The organism is Streptomyces spiroverticillatus, assembly GCA_014650415.1.
Classification (GTDB): domain Bacteria; phylum Actinomycetota; class Actinomycetes; order Streptomycetales; family Streptomycetaceae; genus Streptomyces; species Streptomyces spiroverticillatus.
Genome location: BMUX01000033.1, coordinates 21,241 through 42,800, shown reverse-complemented (window position 1 = coordinate 42,800; position 21,560 = coordinate 21,241). Strand labels below are relative to the sequence as shown.

21 protein-coding genes are annotated in these 21,560 nt (G+C 71.3%); all 21 read right to left on the bottom strand.

The window, feature by feature from the left end; translation table 11 throughout:
• Positions 1–2: 2 nt before the first annotated feature.
• Complete coding sequence (locus IE269_RS40830; RefSeq protein ID WP_189828418.1) at positions 3–515, bottom strand: pilus assembly protein TadG-related protein; 513 nt, start codon at positions 513–515, stop codon at positions 3–5.
• Positions 512–988: a TadE/TadG family type IV pilus assembly protein gene (locus IE269_RS40825; RefSeq protein ID WP_229898603.1), complete on the bottom strand. Its 477-nt coding sequence runs from the start codon at positions 986–988 to the stop codon at positions 512–514. Before IE269_RS40825 ends, IE269_RS40830 begins: the two co-directional genes overlap by 4 nt.
• Positions 989–1,019: 31 nt before the next feature.
• A complete protein-coding gene (locus tag IE269_RS40820) occupies positions 1,020–1,238 on the bottom strand; it encodes a hypothetical protein (RefSeq protein ID WP_189828417.1) in 219 nt (72 codons plus the stop codon).
• Positions 1,239–1,276: 38 nt separating this feature from the next.
• Positions 1,277–1,690, bottom strand: coding sequence for a TadE family protein (locus tag IE269_RS40815; protein WP_189828416.1), 414 nt, complete (start codon positions 1,688–1,690; stop codon positions 1,277–1,279).
• Positions 1,687–1,914, bottom strand: coding sequence for a hypothetical protein (locus tag IE269_RS40810; RefSeq protein WP_189828415.1), 228 nt, complete (start codon positions 1,912–1,914; stop codon positions 1,687–1,689). The genes IE269_RS40815 and IE269_RS40810 overlap by 4 nt, the downstream gene beginning before the upstream one ends.
• 61 nt (positions 1,915–1,975) lie before the next feature.
• The gene (locus IE269_RS40805) at positions 1,976–2,848 is read right to left on the bottom strand and encodes a type II secretion system F family protein (protein WP_229898601.1); all 873 of its coding nucleotides are present in this window, start codon (positions 2,846–2,848) and stop codon (positions 1,976–1,978) included.
• 2 nt (positions 2,849–2,850) lie between these two features.
• The gene (locus IE269_RS40800) at positions 2,851–3,786 is read right to left on the bottom strand and encodes a type II secretion system F family protein (protein WP_189828413.1); all 936 of its coding nucleotides are present in this window, start codon (positions 3,784–3,786) and stop codon (positions 2,851–2,853) included.
• Positions 3,783–5,282 (bottom strand): TadA family conjugal transfer-associated ATPase, encoded by a 1,500-nt coding sequence (locus tag IE269_RS40795; RefSeq protein ID WP_189828412.1) that lies wholly within the window; start codon positions 5,280–5,282, stop codon positions 3,783–3,785. The genes IE269_RS40800 and IE269_RS40795 overlap by 4 nt, the downstream gene beginning before the upstream one ends.
• Positions 5,272–6,123 carry a CpaE/TadZ family protein gene (locus tag IE269_RS40790; RefSeq protein ID WP_189828411.1) on the bottom strand — a complete coding sequence of 284 codons (852 nt, stop codon included), beginning with the start codon at positions 6,121–6,123 and terminating at the stop codon, positions 5,272–5,274. The genes IE269_RS40795 and IE269_RS40790 overlap by 11 nt, the downstream gene beginning before the upstream one ends.
• Positions 6,123–6,824: an SAF domain-containing protein gene (locus IE269_RS40785; protein WP_229898600.1), complete on the bottom strand. Its 702-nt coding sequence runs from the start codon at positions 6,822–6,824 to the stop codon at positions 6,123–6,125. The genes IE269_RS40790 and IE269_RS40785 overlap by 1 nt, the downstream gene beginning before the upstream one ends.
• A gap of 34 nt (positions 6,825–6,858) precedes the next feature.
• Positions 6,859–7,401, bottom strand: a complete 543-nt coding sequence (locus IE269_RS40780) for an ATP/GTP-binding protein (RefSeq protein WP_229898599.1) — start codon at positions 7,399–7,401, stop codon at positions 6,859–6,861.
• Positions 7,402–7,742: 341 nt separating this feature from the next.
• Entirely contained in the window at positions 7,743–8,366 is a 624-nt protein-coding gene (locus IE269_RS40775; RefSeq protein ID WP_189828409.1) for a hypothetical protein, read from the bottom strand.
• 236 nt (positions 8,367–8,602) lie between these two features.
• Entirely contained in the window at positions 8,603–9,553 is a 951-nt protein-coding gene (locus IE269_RS40770) for a replication-relaxation family protein (protein ID WP_189828408.1), read from the bottom strand.
• On the bottom strand, positions 9,550–12,150 hold the full coding sequence (locus IE269_RS40765) for a type IV secretory system conjugative DNA transfer family protein (protein WP_189828407.1): 2,601 nt from the start codon (positions 12,148–12,150) through the stop codon (positions 9,550–9,552). The genes IE269_RS40770 and IE269_RS40765 overlap by 4 nt, the downstream gene beginning before the upstream one ends.
• Positions 12,132–12,767 (bottom strand): hypothetical protein, encoded by a 636-nt coding sequence (locus IE269_RS40760; protein WP_189828406.1) that lies wholly within the window; start codon positions 12,765–12,767, stop codon positions 12,132–12,134. The genes IE269_RS40765 and IE269_RS40760 overlap by 19 nt, the downstream gene beginning before the upstream one ends.
• Complete coding sequence (locus tag IE269_RS40755; RefSeq protein WP_229898598.1) at positions 12,764–13,930, bottom strand: C40 family peptidase; 1,167 nt, start codon at positions 13,928–13,930, stop codon at positions 12,764–12,766. Before IE269_RS40755 ends, IE269_RS40760 begins: the two co-directional genes overlap by 4 nt.
• Positions 13,931–13,932: 2 nt before the next feature.
• Positions 13,933–16,620 carry a hypothetical protein gene (locus IE269_RS40750; RefSeq protein ID WP_189828405.1) on the bottom strand — a complete coding sequence of 896 codons (2,688 nt, stop codon included), beginning with the start codon at positions 16,618–16,620 and terminating at the stop codon, positions 13,933–13,935.
• Entirely contained in the window at positions 16,617–19,295 is a 2,679-nt protein-coding gene (locus tag IE269_RS40745) for an ATP-binding protein (protein ID WP_189828404.1), read from the bottom strand. The genes IE269_RS40750 and IE269_RS40745 overlap by 4 nt, the downstream gene beginning before the upstream one ends.
• Positions 19,292–19,924, bottom strand: a complete 633-nt coding sequence (locus IE269_RS40740) for a hypothetical protein (RefSeq protein ID WP_189828403.1) — start codon at positions 19,922–19,924, stop codon at positions 19,292–19,294. Before IE269_RS40740 ends, IE269_RS40745 begins: the two co-directional genes overlap by 4 nt.
• Positions 19,921–20,202: a hypothetical protein gene (locus IE269_RS40735; protein ID WP_189828402.1), complete on the bottom strand. Its 282-nt coding sequence runs from the start codon at positions 20,200–20,202 to the stop codon at positions 19,921–19,923. The genes IE269_RS40740 and IE269_RS40735 overlap by 4 nt, the downstream gene beginning before the upstream one ends.
• Positions 20,199–21,071, bottom strand: coding sequence for a conjugal transfer protein (locus IE269_RS40730; protein ID WP_189828401.1), 873 nt, complete (start codon positions 21,069–21,071; stop codon positions 20,199–20,201). Before IE269_RS40730 ends, IE269_RS40735 begins: the two co-directional genes overlap by 4 nt.
• Positions 21,072–21,560: the final 489 nt, after the last annotated feature.

Sequence of the window (21,560 nt, the reverse complement as noted above, 5' to 3'; positions counted from 1 at the left end):
GATCAGGGGCCTTTCTGGCCTTGCGGGGTGAGGACCCCGTGCAGCAGGGCGGCTTGGCCGTGCCCGCTGACGGCCAGGGAGGTGACCCCGGCCATGGACAGGAACTTCGTGGCGTAGGTGTCGTCGACGGTCACGGTGATGCGGGTGCCGCCGTCGGCGACGGTGACCTGCCCGGTGACGCCGGCGCGGGCGAGGTAGCCCTGTGCGGCGCCGGTGGCGGTGGCCGGGTCGGCGGCCGCCTTGCCCTGGCCCAGGAGGGCTGCTCCGTCGATGGCCTGGGCGGCCGCACGGGCAGCCTCCATCGCGATGGCATCCGCCCTCTCGTCGGCACGCATTTTTCCGGTCGCGTCGACGACCAGGAGACCGCCGAGCAGGAGCAGCGGCACCGTCACGATCGCCACGAAGATCGAAACACTGCCCTCGTCCGACCGCAGGGCGATCCGCTGCCGATACCGGGCACGCACCACCTGACCCGCCCGCGCCACCCTTGCGCAGACCCAGCAGGGGGTGATCATGTGCCCTCCCGTTGCCGGTAGGCATCCACCACGGAGGTGAACTCGCTGGTGAGGGTGCGCACTCCGGGCCCGCCGCCGAACAGGAGAAGATCGCCCAGGGGAACGGTGCAGGACACCGTGACGGTGACGGTGGCGGCCTGCCCGACCGCGACCGCCAGCCCCTTCGTGTTGGCCTGCACGGTCGTGGCGGTGCAGGGCTGGCTGTCACCGGCCAGCGACTGCGCGGCCGCCCGCTGCGCCTCGCCCTGCGCGGCGTTCACCGTGCGGGCCAACGAGGCGGCTCGGGCGGCGTGTTCGGAGGCGGTGTCGACGGCCTGGGAGGCCATCGCCAGGCGCGCCCCGGCGACGAACAGCAGCCCGAAGGCGATCAGGACCGGGACCACGATCACCGCCTCGATCGGGGCACTGCCCCTATCCCCGGCCATCCGTCCGCGGGCCCACCACCCCCGGCTGCGGCCTGCGTGTGGGTTCACGCCGCCTGCGCCCCTCTCCGCTTTCGTACGGTCACTGCTCTGCCGCTGCCTGGGTGGTCAGGACACGCCACGCTGAGCGGGGGTTCGGGCGTCGTGGCTCCATGAGCAACCCGGTGATCTCGGCCGCTTCCTGTTCCCGCGCGCGCTTGAGGACCATCTCCACTTCGTCCTCGAACACCATGCTGACCTGCGGCTCGGGTGTCCGGGCCAGCTCGATGTCCGTCGACGGTGTGCGGTCGTCATGCACCATGAGGCGATCTCCAATGGGGGGGGATGTGACGCTGCTGCTTACTGGGGGACGGTCCACCGTTCGACCTCGCCGGAGGCCTGGGCGGTGACGGGCCAGTCCGGGATGCCGGGGACCAGCGACTGGGCGCGTCCGGTGACGGTGATGCGGATCAGGTTCGGGCTGCTGCCCGCCGTGGAGACGGCGTGGCCGGTGAGGTTGGTGCCGGCCCGCCGCTTCAGCACGCTGCGTGCCTGCGCGGCCCCCGCGCCGGGTCCGGCCCCGTACATCCGCCCGGCGGTGACGCCTTCGCGGGCGGCGCTCTGGGCGAGGTTGCGGGCGTACCCCCACAGGGCGGCCTGGAGCGCGGTGATGAATACGGTCAGCACGACGGGCACGATGATCGCCGTCTGGATCGCCGACGCCCCCCGGTCTCCGGTACGCCGCCGGGCCAACGGCGTTGTGGGGCAGGTCACTTCCCGGCCATCTGGCCGCCGTACTTGGCGTACAGCGCGGCGAGTCCGCCGGCGATCAGGAGTGCGCCGGCCAGCCCGGCGAGCACGATGATCACGGTCTGGATGGGGCTCTCGCCCCGGTCGCCGCCCAGTGCACCGTGCTCGCGCACCGTGTTCAGGCGGGCGCGCACCCTGTGCTCCAGGGACTGGGCACGGACGGCGGTCTTTATCAGGAAGGGGGACATGGAGGCTCCTTCTCAAGGTGTGCAGGAGTGGGTGAGGCGGCGCAAGGAGGGGGCCGTGGGGTCAGGCGGTGAAGATGCTCAGGACGCCGGGGAAGGCGATGGCGAACATCACGACGGTCGCCAGGAGAGCGCCGGGAGCGGACATCTTTTCGCTGTCCGCGTTGGCGGTGGCGGCCTCGTCGGTGAGCAGTTCGGTGCGCATACTCTCCGCGCGGGCACGCAGGGTGGCGTAGACGGCGGCGCCGTCATTGCTGGAGCGGCGCATGATGTCGGCGGTGTCCGCGAGGACCGGCAGCCGCAGCTGGGTGCCCAAATCCTCGACGGCCTGCCAGGGGGAGACCTTCTCGGCCCGCGCCCGGGCCAGGGCTTCCTGGAGGCGCAGGTACGGCCAGCCCCGGCCGATCGCGGCGGCTTCCTCCAGGGCGGTGGAAGCGCCGACGTTGGAGCGCATCCGCAACGCCACGAGCTCCAGGAACGCCGCCGCGGCGTGCGCGAACTCGGTGCGCGCCTTCTTGGCCTGGTCGTTGACCTGCCAGTCGGGCACGAACCACAGTGCCGCGGCCGCGACGATACCGAAGACGCCCGGGAGGAACAGCGGGACGTCAAGGCCCATCAGGCTCCAGCCGCCGATCACGATCAGCGGCAGCAGCAGCCCACAGAGCGCGAACGCGATCTTCTGGAGGAAGAACCACTCGGCGGACTGCTGAAGAAGGTCCAGGTCCTGCCGGGGGAAGGGGCCAGGGACACGCTCGGCGAACGCCTGCCACCGGATCTCGGCCGCCGAGGTGACCGCGCTCTGACCGGGCCGCAGCAGCGGCGGGTTCAGCCGCCGCAGTGCCGGGGCCAGCCGGGGCGGCGCGGGCCAGATCTCCCTCGCCAGCAGGGCCAGCCCCGCGCCCGCCGTGCACCCGCACAGCACGAGAATGCCGGTCACACTCACTGCCTGACCTCCACACCAGCTGGTACGAGAACGGGTTTGGGCTCGGCGGCGTGTTTGACCCGGCTGCGCGGGTCGGCGATCAGGAAGCGGGCGACGGGCCGGTGAGTGGCCAGCGACCGCATCCACAACAGGACCCCGGCGAAGGCCAGGCCCAGCAGCGCCATCACCAACTGCCCGATGACCGTGGCGTACGGGGCGGTGTAGTTCGGTACGAGGAACCCGCACGGCACGATGAGCACGGCGATGACGGTCATCCACCGCACCGCGGTCCGGGCCTTGGCACGATCGGCCTCGATCTTCCGCCGGGAGGCGACCTCCTCCCGTACCGAGGCGGCCAGGTCCTCCAGGCACTGGGCCAGCCCCGGACCGGAATCCCGGGCGCACAGCGCCAGCGACGCACACACCTTGTCGGCGGTGATGTCGTCCAGGGCATCGGCGAAGTCCCGCAACGCCTCCTCCGCCGACCATCCGGCCTGGAGCTTGTCCGCCAGGTCGGTGATCTCCCGCGCCAGCGCCGCCGGCGGGTTCTTGCGCCCGGTCACCAGCGCCTGCTCCATCCCGAAGCCTAGGTGCAGGACGTCGGCCAGGCGCTGTGCCCAGTCGGAGAGCGCTTCGAGCTGGCTGATACGGGCCTTGGCGGAGGCGGCCGGGGTGAGCAGCCACGGCACTCCCACCACCGACAGGCCCAGCAGCAGAGCGGCCATGAACACCCCGCTCAGCAGCCACACCACCACGAAGACAAGGCCTGCGCCCGGGGCCAGCAGCCGCAGCGGCATTGCACCGGAGCGTGCCGAGTCCGCAGCGCGGACCCGCCACCGGGCCCACCGGCTGATCCGCCTCGGCTGCGCCGTCCCGACGATTCCCGTCACGAGGGCGAGCAGGCCCCCGGCCAGCAGCGCCCCGCACAGGGCCCACCACAGCATCCCGGTCATGCCCCCACCTCCAGCCACGGATGGACCGCGCCTGGGTGCAGCAGCCGCGGATCGAACCCGGCCGCCTTGAGCCGGCGCAGCGTGGCCGGGGTCGGCGGCGTCAGCGCAACAGCGCGCGCCTCGGGCACCTCCCAGCCCTGCCCGGTGGCCGGGGAGGGGCCGAAGACCTGGTTGTAGGCGGGGCGCCCGCCTTCGCCGACGCCGGTGATCTCCCAGACGTGGGAGATGTAACGGCGTTTGCCGCCCTGGGTGGTGTCGACGGCAACGAACACAATGAAGTGCAGCCCGTTGGCGATCTGCCGGTACGCGAGCGCTTCGCTGAAGTTGCCCTGGGCCAGGAGGTAGAGCTCGGCGATCCGGTCGAACACCACATGCGGCCCGGAGGCGTGCATCGTGCACAGGTTCCCGCCGCGCCCATTGGTCAACGCCTGCATCAGCGCGGTGATCTCCGGCCCGCGTACTTCCCCGACCACGATCCGCGTCAGCGACATGCGCAGGGCCTTGTGCATGAGATCCATCAGCGTGATCTCACCGGCCGCCCGCCCGTCGACCCGCTCGCCGTTGGACTCCCGCGCCTCCATCGGCACCACCTGGGTGTGGTGACCGTTGCGATGCGCCCACAGCTCGAACTCGGTCTCCAACGTCCCGAACCGCTCGGAGGCCGGGATCTCCCGCAGCAACGCCCGCAGCAGCGATGTCTTACCGGATCCCTGCTCCCCGACGATCATGATGTTGCGTTCGCCGCGCACACACGCCGCGAGGAACGCGGCGAGGGTGTCGTCCAGCGTCCCGTACCCGATCAGATCCTTCAGGGTGGCGTCCTGGACGCGGTGGCGGCGGATGGTGACGTACGTGCGCTCGCCGGTGATCTCGTCACCGAGAGCCTGGAGACGGGAGCCGTCGGCCAGCCGCAGCGCCAGCATCGGGTTCGCCGTCGACAAGGTGCGCTCGCTCTGGCCGCTGGTGCGCGCCAAGTCCCGCAGCAGCTCCTTGAGTTCCTCCTCGGAGTCCGCCACCGGCTCCACGCGCACCAGCTGGTCATCACCCAGGTCCACGGTCACGTTGTCGTGACCGTTGATGTAAATGTTGTCGATCCGCGGGTCGTCCAGAAGCCGCTGCAAACGCCCCGCCCGGAAGAGCATGTCGAACACCATGCCCGCCAACGCCTGTTCCTCCCCGGGCTGCACACCGCCCGGGCGCAGGCCGGCAACGTCGGCCCACACCGTCACCGCTTCATTGATCAGGGCGCGGCCGCGCTGTTCGCGGGCCGCCCCCACGAGCGCCGTGTTGTCCTTGTGCTCGGCCAGCAGCCGTTCGGACACCTGCCGCTTGAGCCGAGCGGCGGCCTGGTAGTCGACGCGGACCTGCGGCAGCCCCGCACCGCCGAGGGGAACAGCCGAGGCGGCGCCGCCCGTACCCGCCGTCGGTGGCGGAACCTTTCCGTTGCCGGGCTGGGGGAGGCGGTAGGGCTCGGGGTAGAGGGGTTCAGCGTCCACCGGCGGCCACCTCCCGCAGCTTCTGATGCAGCGGCGACGTGATCCTCGGCCGCCGTGCGGCGCCCTGTCCACGCATCGCGGCGGCACCGGTGCGGGCGGCGCGCAGCAGCTCGCAGCGGGCGAACCGCCGGTCCTCCGAGCCCCCGTCGGAGAGCACGGACGCGTCCTTCGGCGCGTACGGAAGCGTCAGCACCACCGGGACACCGAGCGCCTCCTCGACCTCCCGGGCCGAGTAGGCGCCTTCGGTGATCAGCAGGACGCCGAGCCCCGACGACCCGCGACCGTCCTCGCCCTCCATCCGCCGGCGCAGCGCCGCCACCCGGGAGGAGGCGGCATGGACGCCGCGCAGGGTGCCCCGTACGACGACAAGGACCGTATCGGCCTCCAGCGCCAGCACCCCGGGCGCCCCGAAGGCACCCGAGCGGCCCAGATCGACCAGCACATCGTGCTGGTGCGCCTCGATCCCGGCGAACAGGTCCGCGAGCTGCGGCCAGACCGCTCCGAGACGGGAGGCCTGAGCGAGATCGGTGAGCCCCGGCAGCAGCAGACGCCGCCGCGCACCCTGGGCGTCGCCCTCGAAGTTGAGGGCGATCAGCTGGGTCCAGAACGCCTGCACCAGGTCCTGGCCCTGGAGACGGGAGGACACCGCGAGGTGGCGCAGACCACGGTCGGCAGGCAGCCGGGACTGGAGCGCACCGGGCAGCACCGCCCCGCCGTCGGGGTCGCATTCCGCCAGCAGTACCCGCCAGTTGTCTTCCAGGGGCCAGGTGCGCAGCAGCGCGAGCGCGCTGCTGGTGACCCCGGGGGAGCCCGGCGTGCCCACCAGAGCGATGACCGCCATCAGCGACTCCCCCCGGCATCGAGGGTGAGCGCCACGTTCCCGGTCGCGGCCTGCGCCGCGAGCGCCGGTCCGTCGGCGGCCGGCACGGCGACGTCGACGACGACCTCGCCGGTGTTCGCCGCCCTGTCCCCGACCCGTACCACCCGCGCCGTCACCGTCTGCGGCGCCTTCGCCACACCGTTCTTGCCGGTCGAGTCCTGTGCGGCCCGCGCGGCCTCCGACGGCGTCGACACCACGATCACGGTGTCCCCGGGCGACAGGCGGCTCGCAGGGAGCTGCGCGGGCTTGAGCCCGATCCCCACCAACTGCTCACCAGGCTGGACCAGAGCACGGTCGGTGACCTGCCCCTTCGCGAGCAGCGCCCCTGGAATCAACGCAGCAGCAGCGCGCTTGCCGACCACCGTGTCGCGGTCGGCGGCCGCCACCGGCTTGAGCGCCGGGTCCAGCGCGACGGAGGCGACGACCAGGTCGGTGTCCCGGATGACGTCGCCGGCCTGCACGGCCCGGGCCACCGCGAGGACCGGGGTGCGGTGCCCGGTCTCCTGAAAGGCCAGGAACCCGCCGAGCCCGCCCGCCGCAATCAAAGCGACGCCGAGCGCGGCCATCGCCGGACGGCGACGGCGCGCCTTGACACCCACCGCCACCGCAGGCGCAGTGTGCTGTTGGGCGGGCACCACCGGCTTGGTTGCTGTCTTGCTCACGTACGTACTGCCCTTCTGTTCCTGAGGTGGCCCATCAGTTCCCGACCGCCTGCGCCTCGCCGATCGCCAGCGGTGCCGGTGCGGAGGTGCGGGTCTCGGTGAACTCGCCGCCCAGGGCGGTGCCCTGGACCTGCCACTCCACCGACCACGTCGACGTGGCGGTCAACTGGTACTTCGCACCCGGCTGCTTGCCCGACGTCCGGGTGTAGACGTGCCCGCAGGTCGGCGACGGCCTCTTCCCGTACGCCGCGCTGTAGGGGGTACCGGGCCCGGGGCACGTCACGGTCTGCCCGTCGCCGGGCCTCCACACGATCGACGTCACCTTCGCCGTCGCAGTCACCGTCACCGCACCCGCCGTCGCCGACGCCACATTCGGGCCGGTCGTGGTGGGCGAAGGCGCCGACCACAGCCACACGGGCAGCCCCACCAGTCCGATCGCACCCTGCTTGGGCGCGGTCTGGATCTTGGGGCCTTCCAGCAGCATCGAGTCCACTGCCTGATGCGCTACAACCAGCGGGTCGACAGCCGGAGCGGCTGCTGCTCCGGGTGCACCGCCCTCTTCGAACGTGACCGTCATGGCACCGGTATTGCCGTTCGTCACGCACTTGCGCTGATAGATAGTGCCGGTCCTGTTACCGCGCTCGACACTGCCCTCCGGGGGCTGCGGATCCATCAGTGTCGAGACGCACACTGGTTCGTCCGCGGAGACCTTGCCCTGACGCGCCGGCTTCGGTGACGTCTTCCCTGAACTGGGCTGGGTTTTCCGGTAGGAGCCAGTGTCATGAGCGTTCACGCAGGTCCTACCCAACTGCCCGAGGCATGGGCCCGCGCCCCCTTTGTGGCCCGGGGGCAGAGGATCAGCTGCTGCGGGTCCTGCGAGCAGAACAAGGGAGACGGCAACGACGGGCGCGAGGGCTGCTAAGCGCGAGGTGTGCATGCGCGTCCCTCCGGCCCTTCGTCCAGGACCATCCAGCCGTTGGGCCACTTCTCCAGCGTTGTCACCGCGATGTATTTGCTGAGGGACCCGGCATGCGGAACGGTTTTGCCCTGCTTGTCGATGATCTTTACTGGCGTCACGTCCAAGCAGGACGTGATCGTGGCGGTGGGCAGCTTCCCGCCCATGCTGATCTTCGTCACCTTCGAGTCGTTCTTCGGTGCGCCCTCGGCATGATTGCCCGCGCCCTTGAGGGACTGCACGTCCATGTGGACTTGCTTGAGTGCGTTGCCGCTCACGTACTTGTTCACCGAGGTGGCTTCCACGTTGACGATCTCGTACGCCCGCGCCTGTTCCCGCAGGAAGTTGTCGTACGACGTCAGCGCGGCGGCCTTCTCGGCGGCCAGCGGGTCGGCGCTGCTTGTTGCCGGCGACGGGGTGGTCGAGCTGGTGGCCTGAGTGTCGGTCGTGGGTTTGGCGTCTGGGGGTGGGGCCTGGGTGGTGCAGCCGGTGGCGGTGAGGGTGAGGAGGGTGCCTGCGATGGTGAGGGCGGCACGCATCCGTGGGCGGGGGCCAGGTGTGTTGGTCTGCGGTGCGGTTCGGCTCATGAGAAGACCCCAGGGCGGTGGTGCGGTGGGCGTGGTGCAGCGCGTAGTGGCGCACAGGCAAACGGAGTTGATCGTTCTGTGTAGTCGGCACGTTACGCAGATGAAGATCAACGTCCCACCCGCATAAACGATTTGAATCCGGCATCCTGTGCGAAAAAGGTCGCGTGAGCTGGTGAATGTCGGCGTGTGGTTGTGGAGGAAATGGGCAGCACGAGACGGTGGAGTGAGGGGCGGGGTCACAGCTCCGTCCACCCGCACCGGTCCGAGGGTGCGCCCAGCCGGGTCCAGACCGGCGCCTGCGGGCCCGCCTCCTCCATTTCCTCCAACACGGCTGCACCCAAGGGGACCTGACGGGCCGTCGCGGCGACCATCGGGTGTTCGGCGGCCATTGCCTTGAGGTCGGCGATGCGGTTGGCGAGCGCACGGGGCCCGGCGCCGGTGAGGATGAACAGGACCCGGGGGAAGCGCGGGTACCAGCGCTGCCAGGCGGGGCCGGTGACCACCTGTGCGGTGTGAGTGCTGCGCCGGCCCGGCTGCACGGGCTGGTAGCTGTGGAAGCGGGCGTACTCGATGAGCTTGCTCGCCAGGCGTTCCGCGCTCATGGTGGCCCGGTCCACCTCGATGAACGCCCGGAGCTTGGACCGGACGTCGTCCTGGGTGACGGTGTAGTGCAGCAGGGCGTCGGCGATGAGGCGCTCTCCGTCGGGGAGTGGGTGGGCGACTTCGGGGGTCCAGTCGAGGTAGCCGTGTTCGTCGCCCCGCTGGTGGGCGTCGTGGGAGAACGCGAGGTGGGTGCGGACGACGGTGAGGGTGTGGGCGGTGCGCAGGGAGGCGGCGGTGGAGGTGGTGACCGGGTACGGGGGGCGCCCGCGCAGTTCCGGCCAGTCGCGGGTGATGCGTACGCCGTCTGTTTCCAGGTACCAGGCGCGGGTGCGTCCGGAGGTGGGCAGGGTGATGTAGCCGATGAGGTGGTCGGTGCGCAGGGAGGTGAGGATTTCCGAGAGCCGCTGGGTGCTGCTTTGCAGGTGGAGCATCTGGCGCAGTTGCGGTGTGGTGGCCATGCGGTGCTGGGCGAGTGCGGCCAGCACTTGGTGGCGCAGGGTGTCCTGGGTGCTGGGGACGAACGTGGTTTTCGGCGGTGTTGCGTGGTCGTGCGGGCTGGTGCTGGGGAGGGTGGGGAGGTTCATGAGTACTCCTTGCGTGAGGTGGGCCGAGTGAGCGCGGGCCGGCTGGTGTGGGTGAGGAAGTGCTGGACGGTGGTGGTGTGGGTGAGGGCGGCTTCGGCGAGTGCGTCCCGGGGGCGGGCCTGGGCCAGGTCGTCGGCGGCCCGGGCCAGTGCCCCCACGGCGGCGGGTTTCGCGCCGTCGCCGAAGACGTCCTCCAGACGCGGGCCTTCCAGGAGCAGCGGGCCGACGCGTTCGCCCTTTGCGGGGAGGGTGGCGTAGTGGTGGTAGCGGGGCAGGCGGGCCACGGCACCGGCGTCGACGCGCTCGTTCCACTCGCCGGTGATGTGGCGGATGGCGGCCATGGAGCCGGCGGTGGTGGTCAGCGTGGAGGCGTTCTGCAGGAGGGAGGCGCGCACCGGTTCGGAGAGGCGCTGGAGCAGTTGGGTCATGCCGTGCAGGCGGATGCCGAACTTCCGCAGCTGTTCCTGCATTTGTGCCAGTGATTCGGAGGCGGCCCCGTCCAGGGTGATGAGTTCATCCAGGTACGTGCGGAAGGGGACCCGGTGCCTTGCGGGGATGTCCCTTCGGGAGAGGCCTGCGCGTAGCAGGTCGCGCATGAGTAGGGAGACCAGGAGGCGGTCGGTGGGGCCGTCCCCGGCCGGGCAGATCCACACGACCATGCCCGCGTCCATCGCCGCCCGGATGTTGTACGCGCCGACGGGGTTGCCCAGGAAGGCGCGGGTGACGGGGTCGGCGGCGAGCCGGTCCAGGGGATTGAGGACCACGGGCAGCGCGTCGGCGGGCAGTGCGGCGAAGGAGGTACGCCACCACTGTGCGGCCTCCTCCTCCAAGACGGCGACTACCGACTCCCTGAAGGCGGCATCGGACAGCAGCGCCCGGACCTGGAACACCGTGGCCTGCGCACCGGTCTGTTGCGCCCGGCAGGCCTGCGTGTTGACCGTGACCAGGGCCTCGACAGCCTTGGTGAAGATGGTCAGGGCCCGGGGTGCGCTGACCGCGTTCCAGCCGAGCGCGGCCGCGAAAGCGTCGACGCTCTGGGCGATGACCTGATGCGCTTCTTGGCCCTGATCCATACCGAGCGGATTCCAGCACCCGCTCCGGGCCTGCGGGCTCGTGGCGGCCAGGTCGATGCGGGCAATCCGCCCGGCCACTTCCTCGACAGCGAGGTAAGGGGCAGCGCGGTGCCAGGAGTCGCCGTGCGGGTCCACGAACAGCAGCCCCCGCCCGGCGCGGGCCAGGCCGACAGCCTGGCAGAGCGCCCGTTCGGTCTTGCCCCAGCCCGACTTGCCGACGGCGACTTCGAAGAGGGTCTCGTCCTCGCGGGTGGCGACCATCCGCCGCTGCCCGTCGCCGCTGCGGTGCCACCCCTGGAGCACCAGGTCCCGGTTCCCGGGCACCCAGGTGGGCACGGCGGTCGCGAGCAGAGGCAGGCGGCAGTGTCGCGTCGGCGGCTTCAGCATCCCCGCCAGTTCACCCAGGGCCACCCAGTTGGAGCGGGGGGCACGTACTTGGCCGGTGGCCCACCGGCGGTCGAAGCTCTTGCGGGCGGGGGAGCGGTCGCTGGAGTAGTGCCACGGCCCCAGACGGAATCCGCGCATCTGCCAGCGGGCCTCACCGCCGAACACATCGAGTGCGGCTTCGAGTTGCCGCAGCCGTGCCTTCGCCCGGCCCTCCATGTCGGAGGAACACCGCACCAGCAACTGGACCCGTACGAGGTGGGTGCCGGTGAGCTTGCCCAGCGCCTTGTCCGCATCGACCCGTCGCGGGGCCGGCGGCATCACCCACCGTGGCCCGCCCCGGGTTTCCCGCCCGCCCACCAGTTCTCGCAGCACCCCCCACACGCTGTCCTCCGCGCGTTCGGCATCCCGACGCACCCACGAGCTGGCGCGTCGTGCTTCGCGGTGTTCGGTGGTGCGGGCGTCCTCCATGGCCTGCCACCTGCGGGCTTTGAGATGCCAGGCGGGGGCGCGTTGGATGTCCAGGCAGATCTCGGCGACGTCCCCAAGGTCGGTGCGCAGGTCGGCGACGGCGTCCGCGAGCGGCTGCAAGGGGTCCGGCTCCAGCGGCACGTCCCGCAGCGGCGCCACGGTCAGCCCGCGCAGCACGAACTCCGCGCGCACGGTGTGCTGCGCCTTGGTCTTCTTCGCCGGCGGGGCCTTACGGCACGTCACCGCCGGCGCGTAAGGGGTGGTACGCAGCAACTGCGCGGCCCCGGCCGCGCCTTCGATGCGGTACGACAGCGGGGTGCGCCCGTCCGCGCGCATCCGCACCCGCACCGCTTTGGCCCGCCGGGGCACGGTCCACGGTCCGCTGCCGGAAGCGCGCACGAGCTGGACGGCGTAGCGGAAGATCTGTTCCAGGCTGGGGTCGAAGGTGTCGTCGGGGACGAGTTCGACGGCCATGCGGGACTGGCTGGCCTTGTCCGCGAGCCGCCGCACCTGCCACTCGACTGCGAACGCGGCGATGGCGGCCAGCGGGATCAGCCACCACAAGTTGCCGGTGATCCACCCCGGAACGGCGGCCACCACGGTGACGAGTGTGCCAGCCGTGTCGAGCAGGGTGTTGCTCTGCGCGAGGATCACGGAACGGGTGTCCACGGAACTCCTTGGAGGGTCGGCTTGTTGGTGTGCTGGAAGCGGAGGGTGTGGGGGCGGCCGTCGCGGTAGGTGCCCCCGGGGTCGGCACCGGCCCACACCAGGTGGACCACCGCCCGGTTGGTGCCGTCGGCTTGTGCGGCGGTGGCCTGCACCCGCATCCGGGTGAAGGCCCGTACCGGCTGGCCGGGCGGAAAGTACGCGGGCCACAGAGGGCGGCCGCGGCCGGTGACGTCGGCGACCAGCACCGCCCGGCCCAGCGCCTCGACCTGCCGCGCCACAGGCGCGGGCAGATCGTCGGGGACGGCGGCCCGCAGCACCCGCTGGATCGCGGGGTCCGCACGCGGCCCTTCCCCCGGCGCGGGCAGCTCGCCCGGCCCCGTGACCAGGGACCGCGTGGGCTCCGGCTGGGGAGCACGTACGAGCGTCCGGTCGGCGGTGTGGAGCGGGCGCTGTGGAGCGGTCCTTGCCGACCTGGTGACGGGTGGCTGCTCCGGGGTGGATGGTTCGGGTTCGTAGAGCAGTGCCACGCCGAGGAGCACGAGTGCGAGGCCGGCGGCCAGCAGGGCCAGCGGCGAGCGAGTACGGCGGGCTCGTGGCGAAGACGGTCGGCGTTTCACAGGAGTCGTGCCCCTCCCGCGTAGTCGGGCATGGAGGAGAGTGCGTCGATGCGGACGGTGGTGCCGGGGCGGGCGGCGTTGATCATCTGTCCGTTGCCGAGGTAGATCCCGACGTGGTGGATGGTCGCGTTGGAGGTGGGGATGTAGCCGTAGAAGACGAGGTCGCCCGGCCGCAGTGCCTCCGTCCCGTCGGAGGCCGGTATCCGGGTGCCGGCTGCGGCCTGCGCGGACGCCGTGCGGGGCAGCCGGATTCCGACCTGGGCGAACGCAAATGTGGTCAGTCCCGAGCAGTCGAATCCACGGATCGTGGTGCCGGACTTGCCGCTGGGGGAGCAGCAGGTGCCGGTGCTGGGCCCCTTGGCGTTGCCGCCGCCCCAGGAGTAGGGGGTGCCGCGCTGGGCGAGCGCCGCGTCGATGACCTTCTTCGCCCGCCCGGTCGCCGATACGTTCACCGTGCCGCCGGAGGAGCGTGCGGCTTCGGTGTAGGTGTCGATCCAGCCCAGCACGTCCCGGACGTACGTCTGGCTGTTGTTGTACTGGAACAGCGCCTTCTTCAGCTGGTCCCGGGAACCAAGGTTGCGGCCGTTGCCGCACAGGTAGACGGCCGCTCCCAGGGCGGCGTCGTCGGCGTTGTGCGGGTTGTTCTGCCCGTCGCCGTTGGCGTCACGGCCGGAGCCGTTCCAGGTGCCGGGCATGAACTGAAAGGGCCCCACCGCCCGTTCACCGCTGGCGGTGCCGTCCCACTTCCCGTTGTCGGTGTCCTTGAACCGGGTGGTGTTCTCGCCCACCCCGGACCCGTCCAGCAACGGCCCCAGAATGCGGGGACTGACGTCACCGTTCGCGGCGATCTTCTTGCCCTGGGCGTGGTGGGACTCGATGCGGGCGATCCCGGCGAGGATCGGCCACCGCATTCCTTTGCATGCGGGGACCTGGCTTCCGATCCGGCTGACCGCGTTCTTGTACGCGGCCAGCATCCGGGTGGGGATGTCGGCAGCGGAGCCTTCGCCGCCGCCGGTGCCGTCATCCACGACACCGTCCGCCTCACTCGCGGCGGCCTGCGCAGCAAGCGCAGACAGCGCGGACATTGTCCCCGACAGCGGTGCCGCGCAGCACACCGCCCCCACCACCAGCAGCACCGCAAGGTACCCCAGTTTCCGTTTCACCTTCACGAGTGCTCACCGCCGGGGGTGGCGTCGTCGTGCCACCACGGCGGATCCGTCACCGCAGCCGCCTTCCGGGCGTTCAGGAGCGCGTCCTTGACCCGCTTCTGGTCGGCACTGGTGTCCGGCTCACTCCACGGGGGCTGGGATTCCCAGGTGGAGCGCTGGGCGTTGATGAGCGCGTCCATGACCTGCTGGCGTGCGCGCCCGGTGCCCTGCGCGGGCCGGGAGTGCGGGGTGCGCACCGTCCCTTCGTGGTCCCGGGTGGGGGTGCGCCCGGTGAGGAGGACTCCGGTCATGGCCGCGTCGCGGGCGGCCTGTCGGGTCGCGGTGGCGGAGGCGTTGATGACCTGTCCGACGGGCTCCCACTGCCGTCCGTCCTCGCGCAGCTGGTTGCCGGTGACCCGCAGTTGCTGGCGGACGTCCTCCGACAGCTCCGACCGTTTCTGGTGGGCGCGGTTGAGGGTGGCGGGCAGCCCGTAGGTGGCCTGGTAGCCGACGATCCCCGCCCGGCGGGCGATGCGGTAGCCGCGGAAGCGGACGAGCCGGTTGTGCGCGCGCACTCCGACCAACGGCCGGTCGGCGGACGGGTCGTGCAGGACTTCACCGGTCTGCTTGTCCACTCGCAGCGGCGCACCGCCACCGTGCGGGCCTGGGCCGTGAGGTCCCGTGCCGTGTGGACCAGTGCCGTGTGGACCGTGGGGCCCCTCTGGCCCTTCGCCGCCTTCGGGGCCGGTGGGCTTCTGCCACGTGGCGAGCTTCTCGTCATCCGGGCGCTGCCCGATCAGTAGCCCGTGGGCGGCCCGTCCGGCGATGGCGGCGCCGGTCGCGGCGAGCATCGCGGGGGCAAGACCGCGCCGGGCTTCGGCGCCCGCGTCGGCCAGGACGCGGCCGGAGTTGATGGGCATGCCGGTGCCGTCGCTCATCGCGGCCAGACGGCCCATCAGCTTCTGCCGGGTACCGAGCAGTCCGGCCCGGAACCCGCCGCCCATCGGGAGCAGACCACCCGATCCACCGCCACTGTTGCTGGCGTAGGTGGCCAGGGCCGCACCGATTTCCGAGGAGTCGCCGGGCAGGTGGGTGCCGCCGACCTTCGCGAACCGCATCCGCGTGGCCAGCCGGTCCGCGAAACCACTTGCGGAGGCGAGCAGCCTGCGGTGGAAGGCCAGCCCCAGCAGGGCAAGAACGTCCAGGAGCAGCAGGCGTTCCAGCAGCAGGGCGTCGCCCTCGGTGAGCATGACATCCACCGCGATCCCGAACGCGGGCAAAAACGCGGCGACGGCGAACATCAGCAGGGTGGAGGCCATGAACACCATGACCCACTTCCACACCGTGACCCGGCTCGGGCCGGGCAGCATCCCCCACACGAACGCGACTCCGCCGGTGGCGGCCGCGCCGAGCTCGGCACCTTGGGTGCCGAGCATGACCAGGGCCATCGCCCCGATCAGCGCCCCGATCAACACGGCGGCGATCAGCATCAGCAGCGCGGCGCCGACCCGCTCCCACGAGGAACTGCGCGCGTACTCCGCAGCCGCCTTCCCCGTGGGGCCGGTCTTCTCCAGGTCCTTGGCGAACTGCTGGAACTCCCGGGCCTCGGGCGAGATGTAGCCCAGGACCTTTTCCGGTGTGACGGGTGCGTCGTCTGCCTCGTACCCGGGGACATCCGAAGGAGAGAGTTCAGTGCCCTCCTCTTTGGCCAGCTGTTCTAGGACTCCCTGCTTACAACGGTCCTTCCCCGCGTCGAGCAGCTTTTCGCATGGCTTGAGGGCCGCTTTGGCCTTGTCACTGTCCCGGAAGTAGGACGGCTTGTACTTTCCCGTCACCCACCGCAGGTGCACCGCGTACGCGGCGGCGTCCTTCTGCGGGTCCAGCAGCCTTCCGTACTGGAGCAGCATGAACGGCTTCACCACCAGGGCATTGGTCAGCACGTCCTGAATGGGCTTGGCGATGTCCTTGGCCTGCGGTGCGCCCCCGGCCGGGGTCTTCGCGGACTCGCGCTGGTCGCACGCCAGGGCAGCGGCGGCGGGCAGTCCGGCGCACGGTTTGTCGCCGTGGGTGTTGAAGTCGTAGACGTTCACCGTTGTCGCGGCGACTTCGGCGGCGGCCTGGTGGACCTGGTTCATCGGCCCGTCCTTGCCCAGCAGGTAGTCCGGGCGGATCAGGGCGGAGGCGGCGAGCGCGGCGATCAGGAGGGTGAGCATGATCTCGCCCAGCCCCCGGGCGGCCTTGCCGCGCATGAACAGGATCAGCCCGAAGACGAACGCCCAGCCCAGGAGCAGGCCTTTGAGGCCGAGGGTGTCGACGACGAGGTGGTTGTAGGTGTCGGACAGCTCCTGCGCCGGCCCGAGCAGCAGGTTGAGCAGGGGGAAGGTGAAGACGAATTCGGTCAGCCAGCCGGCCATCCCGCACACCATGCGCACCGCGGCGAACACCCCGCCCAGCAGGAAGGAGCGGGCGTTGTCACCGAAGTTCAGGATGATTCCCGGGTCGGAGCCCAGCGTGTAGTTGTCCAGCGGGGCACCTTCGGAGGTGGTCAGGTTCAGCGGCCCCAGCAGCCCGCCGGACGCCCCGGCTCCGTTGGCGTCGGCGGCGGCCGCGACCTGGGTGTCGACCACGACGAACACGAAGACCAGCAGGCACACCCAGGCGGTGTTGCGGACGCTGTACCGGTCGAACGGCATGCGGATCTTCATGCGCCCACCCCCACGACGGCCTTCGTCAGGGAAGGCCGGGCGGCGCGGGAGCCGTGAGCAGGCCGGGTGGTGGGCGTGGTGGAGATCCGCTGGCGGATCCGGGCGAGTGCCGGGATGGCGACCTTGAGGCGGCAGGTGTTCTGGCGGGGCGCGCACAGCAGCATCTCGCCCTCCCGCCCCTTCTGGCCGACCGGGGAGAGGTCGGTGGTCACGGTGCGCAGCAGGGACTCGTCCTTGGGGTCCAGGCCGAGGAACTCCAGCCCGCGCGCGGCGCGTTCCCGGTTGGTCGTGCGGGCCAGAACCCGGTAGGCGAGGAGACCTCGGTCGGGGCCGAGTTCCTCGGCGTCGTGGCCGCCCATGAACAGGCCGGCGAGGTGTTTGCGGCCGTCGTGGAGGATTTCGTGGACCAGGGCGGTGCCCTCGGCGGAGGAGGTGAGCCAGTAGCACTCGTCCACCCACACCCCGCAGAACTGCGACGTGTCCGAGAACGCGGCCTGCCGCGCGATGGCCGCGATCAGGTACAGGACCGCCCTGCCGATCAGTGCTTCCAGCGGCTGCTGGCGCAGGACTTCGGGCTGCGCGAACGCCTCCTTCGGCGGCAGCGTCAAGCCCGCGGTGGTGACGACGACGAGGTCGGAGCCGAGGGTGTGGTCCAGGGTGAGCGGCGTCAGGCTTTCGTCGAAGACCATCGCGGCAAGAGGGTTGCGGGCCACGATCCGCAGCAGGTCCGACAGCGTGACCGCCGCATCCCGCCGCGTCGCCGCCCCCGCATCGGCGGCCGCCATCTCATCCAGGGCGGTGAGCACCCCGGCCATCGACGGATGGTCCGAGGCGGCGGCTTCCTCGACGGCCCGGTGCAGCACGGACCCGGACGTCGACATCGCCCCGATCCCCAACTGGAGCGTCAGGTAGGACAGGGCGTAGTGCGCGCCGACGGCTCCGCCGAAGATCCGCAACGGGTCGATGGAGACCTGGGCGGTGGCCGCATCGACGATCTGATGCCGCCCGGGAGCGGCGCCCTGGGCGTAGGCGGCCCACTCACGCACCGGGGTGCGGTCGATGACGATCGCCCGCCCGCCCCTGTCCACGATGGCCGACTTCAGCAACTTCAGCAGCACCGACTTCCCCGACCCCAAGTCCCCGACCACACCCAGGGACGCGGAAGCGTTCTGGGCGGGGGCGTCGGCCGGATCGATCAGGACGGGGCGGGTGGTGCCGCAGTCCTGGTCGAACCCGATCAGGACACCGGTCGGATCACCACCCTCTCCACTGCGTGCGGCACCCATCAGAGCCCAGTCCTCCGACAGCTGGTACTGCACGAACTCCCGCAGCACAGCAGGGCGGGTAGTACCGGGCAGGCCGAGTGCGAAGAGCTGTTCCTGGCGGCCAGTGGGACGCACCGCCCGGTAGTCGCCCTGCGAGAGCACCGCGCCCAGCGCGCGGGCCCGCGCGTCACAGACGGCTGCAGTGGGCCCCCACACGGTGAGCACGGTCACCGACTGGACCTCGACCTCCACCGACGTCCGCGACATCCGCGCATCCATCTCACCCAGGTCCCCGGCGGCCTCCGGCACCGACGAGGGCATCCCGGTGGGCTGCGCCCCGTACTGGTCGGCCTGCTCGACCAAGTCCTTCTTCTTCGCCTGGATCTTCTTCCGCGCCTGGGCGGCGGTCAGGACTTCCATGTCGACGGTGAAGTCCACCGGAAACGGCAACGACTCCAACTGAGCGAACAGATCGGCGGTGTCCCCGGAGACCGCCGGAGGCAATTCGGAGAGCACAAGGTGGGCCTGGTAACCGGTGCCGTGCTCGGTCTCTACCTCCAGCCACCGCCGCGCCAGCGGCGAACCACCCGAACCCCGCTGACGACGCGGACGCATCAGAGCACCCCAGCCACGCCTTGCTGATGCGAAATCCGCATCCTCAAGGGCATGCTCGTCACCCGTGTCGTTGCTGTCGTGGGAGTCGGAGTGGCCGCCTTCAGCGAGCCGCACCTGGCCCAGGTCGGCGTACGAGGGCGAACGCAGCACCCCGCCATGTACCCGCCCGCCGTACAGGCCGCTGGTGGCGGCCTCCGCGAGCAACGGCTCCGCCAGCCCCCGGCACAGGGAGTGCTGCACCATCCACACGATCTCCGCCGGCGTCGCCGCACGCAGCTCCAGCGCGGAGCCGATCGCGGCAGAGATCCGGGCCGCCTGCCGGTGACACGCGCTCACCTCACTGCGCCGCACCGGCGCCGCCTGCATGCCCAGTTCAGCCGACAGCTGCGCCCACATCGACGCGACAGCTGCCCCCGCCTCCTGCCGCGACGAGGAAGCGAGCGGGACGGCCAGCCACAGAGTGCGGGTGTGCATCTCCTGCCCGTCCAGCAGATCCAGCGCCGCCTCCGTGGTCTCGGCCCACGGGTGCTGCTCACCGTCCGGCCCAGGCGGCAGGGGGACACCGTCGATCATCTGGAAGGCGACCTCGCCGGGGTCGGTCTGCGCACACAGCCCGAAGATGCGGGGCGCACCAGCCAGGGAGCGCACCAGCGCGGTCACCTTGGCCAGGGTCTCCTCGCGGACCTGCGCGCTCTGGTAGCGGCCTCCCTCGGGGCTGATGCGCCACAGGGCCCACACGGTGCCCTGCACGGACCACACCAGATGACCGTTGATGTGCCGGATCGGGACCCTCATGACGAACTCCTGGAACTGGATGCGGTAGTGGCGAGCAGCTGCTGCAACGGCGACAACGGACCCGGTGCAGCCGAAGAAGGGGAGGGAGAAGGGGCGGAGACCGGCGAGACCACCGGGTGTGGCCGGCGCGGCGCGGGACTCGCGGGCGGCCGTGTGAGGGCCGGTGCGGTGGGGACGGGCCGCGGCGATGTTCTCCGCTTCGCCGGAGCCGGAGCCGGAGCCGGAGCCGGAGCCGGAGCCGTGTCCGGTGCGGCCTCGATGACGAATCCGCCGTACAGGCCGTGGGACTTGGGAGATCGGGCAGGGCGGCCCCCGATCCGGCCCTCCCAAGGGCGGACGAGCAGGCTTGCCCAGCCCAGGACGGCGGCGAGGGGGTCGCGTCCGGCTATCCGGGCCCCGCGTACAGCCCATACCGCGACCGCCCACCCCACGACCGGCAGCGGACCGAGCGCGGAGGCCCACCAGCTGAAGGTCTTGATCAGGGCGAACGCGCCGAGGAAGGCCACCGACAACTGCAAGGGGGTGTAGGGGCCGAAGGGGAGCTGCCACTCGCCGATCCGCCCGAACACGGTCGGATGGCGGCGGGCCGCGGTGTAGGTGCGCCCGACACGCCTCGGCGCGCTGGTCACTGGCCCGGCTTCTCAGGTTGGACGGCGACGTTGCCGGGGTTGTTGACCTCGTCCTGCACCTTGTCCGACAGCGCATTGCGCGAGTCATAGATCGACAGCGCGATCACCATCGCCAGCAGGGCCCCGATGCCCGCTTTCAGGGAGACCCGGCGCGCCACGGTGATCAGCACGATGATGATCAGGGCCGCCTTCAGACCCTTGTCGCCCCAGTCGGCCACCGTCGCGATGAGCGAATCCCCCAACGCGTCCGCTGCACCCGCGAGCACGAGTTCCTTCACCGGACACCGCCCGCCGGGATGTTCTGCGCGGCGGTGAGCGCGGCGATCTCCCACCGGTCCGCCCGCGCGGCCAGGGTCAGCCCGTACTCCAGCGGCCACACCTGCCGCTCGTCCTGCTGTGCGCGCACCCTCACCCGCACCCGCACCCGGGTGCCGTCCGCGGGCACCTCCTCCCCGGCTGCCTCCTGGCTCTCGGCGCTGATCTGGGTGACCTCGGCCTTGCGGGCGGCAGAGACCGGCGCGGTCAGCTGGACGTCGGGCACGGCGTACCGGGCGATCTGCCCGCCCCCGAGATAGGCGGTGAAGAACTCCGTGACGGTCGCGGCGAGCGGCCGCCCGGAGGGCACAGTGACCGTGAAGGAAGACGCAGGCGCGTTTGCGGCCGGGGGTGCGGCCACCTCGGCGGGCCCGGCCACCACCACCAGGCGGCCACCGGCCGCCGCCGCGAGCGGCACCTGGAAGTAGTGGACGGCACTCTTGGGGTCGGTGGCCGCGACGGTGACCGCCCACCGGGTTGGGGCGGTGGCCACCGTGCTCAGCGCGGACACCAGCGCCGCCGGAGCCGCCGCCTTCGGCAGCCCGACCCCGGGGGCCAACGCCTGCACCCGGCGGGCCGGCTCGCTCGTCTGCCCCTCGCTGCTGGCCAGCCACGAGGACAGGAACAGCTCCGCGTGCCCGGCCGGATCGGCGGCCAGCGGTGTGGCCACCGGGGTGGCCACCTTCGGGACAGAGGCAGCGGCCACCGTCCGCGGGGCCGGCGCAATGGCCAGCACGAGAGCGGCCGGGCCTGCGGCCAGCGCCGCCCAGACGGCCAACCGCCCGGCGGACACCCGACGGCGCGCCTGACCGAGCGCGGAGCCGGTGGCCACCGACGGCGACGACTCATCGGACGCAACGGGTCGGGAAGAGCGGCGGGTTGCACGAGGAGACACGAGCACTCCAGGGGGTTGGCATCGGGTGCTGACACCGAAGACAACCCACCCCAGCCAACTGGTGAGCCAACCAAATACGACCAACCACGATCACGAAAAGGGATCGTTCTCCATGGTTGGTCCGGTGGTTGGTTGCCCTGGGCGAGGGCGTGCGGCCCACCAGCGGACCAACCATGAACACCGGATCGGTCAGGGTGCGGCAGCCGCGCGGGCACCGCTGCGTCGCGGCAGGCCGATCGTGTCCGTCGGAAGGATTGCCCGAGCCCCTCTCATGGTTGGCTCGTTGGTTGGCCCGAAAGACGTGCCGTGGGGCGGACCAACCACGGCGTGGAGCGGACACGGTCACGGGCCCAGTGACCGGCGCCAGCCGGTGGGCACGACGCACCCCCGCAAGCCGTCCGGCGACGGTGGCCAGCGGCGGCCAAC

Bases quoted from the DNA above. Each gene is read 5' to 3' on its own strand.
- IE269_RS40830 (WP_189828418.1), bottom strand. From the start codon at position 515: ATGATCACCCCCTGCTGGGTCTGCGCAAGGGTGGCGCGGGCGGGTCAG.
- IE269_RS40820 (WP_189828417.1), bottom strand. From the start codon at position 1,238: ATGGTGCATGACGACCGCACACCGTCGACGGACATCGAGCTGGCCCGG.
- IE269_RS40810 (WP_189828415.1), bottom strand. From the start codon at position 1,914: ATGTCCCCCTTCCTGATAAAGACCGCCGTCCGTGCCCAGTCCCTGGAG.
- IE269_RS40800 (WP_189828413.1), bottom strand. From the start codon at position 3,786: ATGACCGGGATGCTGTGGTGGGCCCTGTGCGGGGCGCTGCTGGCCGGG.
- IE269_RS40790 (WP_189828411.1), bottom strand. From the start codon at position 6,123: ATGGCGGTCATCGCTCTGGTGGGCACGCCGGGCTCCCCCGGGGTCACC.
- IE269_RS40780 (WP_229898599.1), bottom strand. From the start codon at position 7,401: ATGACGGTCACGTTCGAAGAGGGCGGTGCACCCGGAGCAGCAGCCGCT.
- IE269_RS40775 (WP_189828409.1), bottom strand. From the start codon at position 8,366: ATGAGCCGAACCGCACCGCAGACCAACACACCTGGCCCCCGCCCACGG.
- IE269_RS40770 (WP_189828408.1), bottom strand. From the start codon at position 9,553: ATGAACCTCCCCACCCTCCCCAGCACCAGCCCGCACGACCACGCAACA.
- IE269_RS40750 (WP_189828405.1), bottom strand. From the start codon at position 16,620: ATGAAGATCCGCATGCCGTTCGACCGGTACAGCGTCCGCAACACCGCC.
- IE269_RS40745 (WP_189828404.1), bottom strand. From the start codon at position 19,295: ATGAGGGTCCCGATCCGGCACATCAACGGTCATCTGGTGTGGTCCGTG.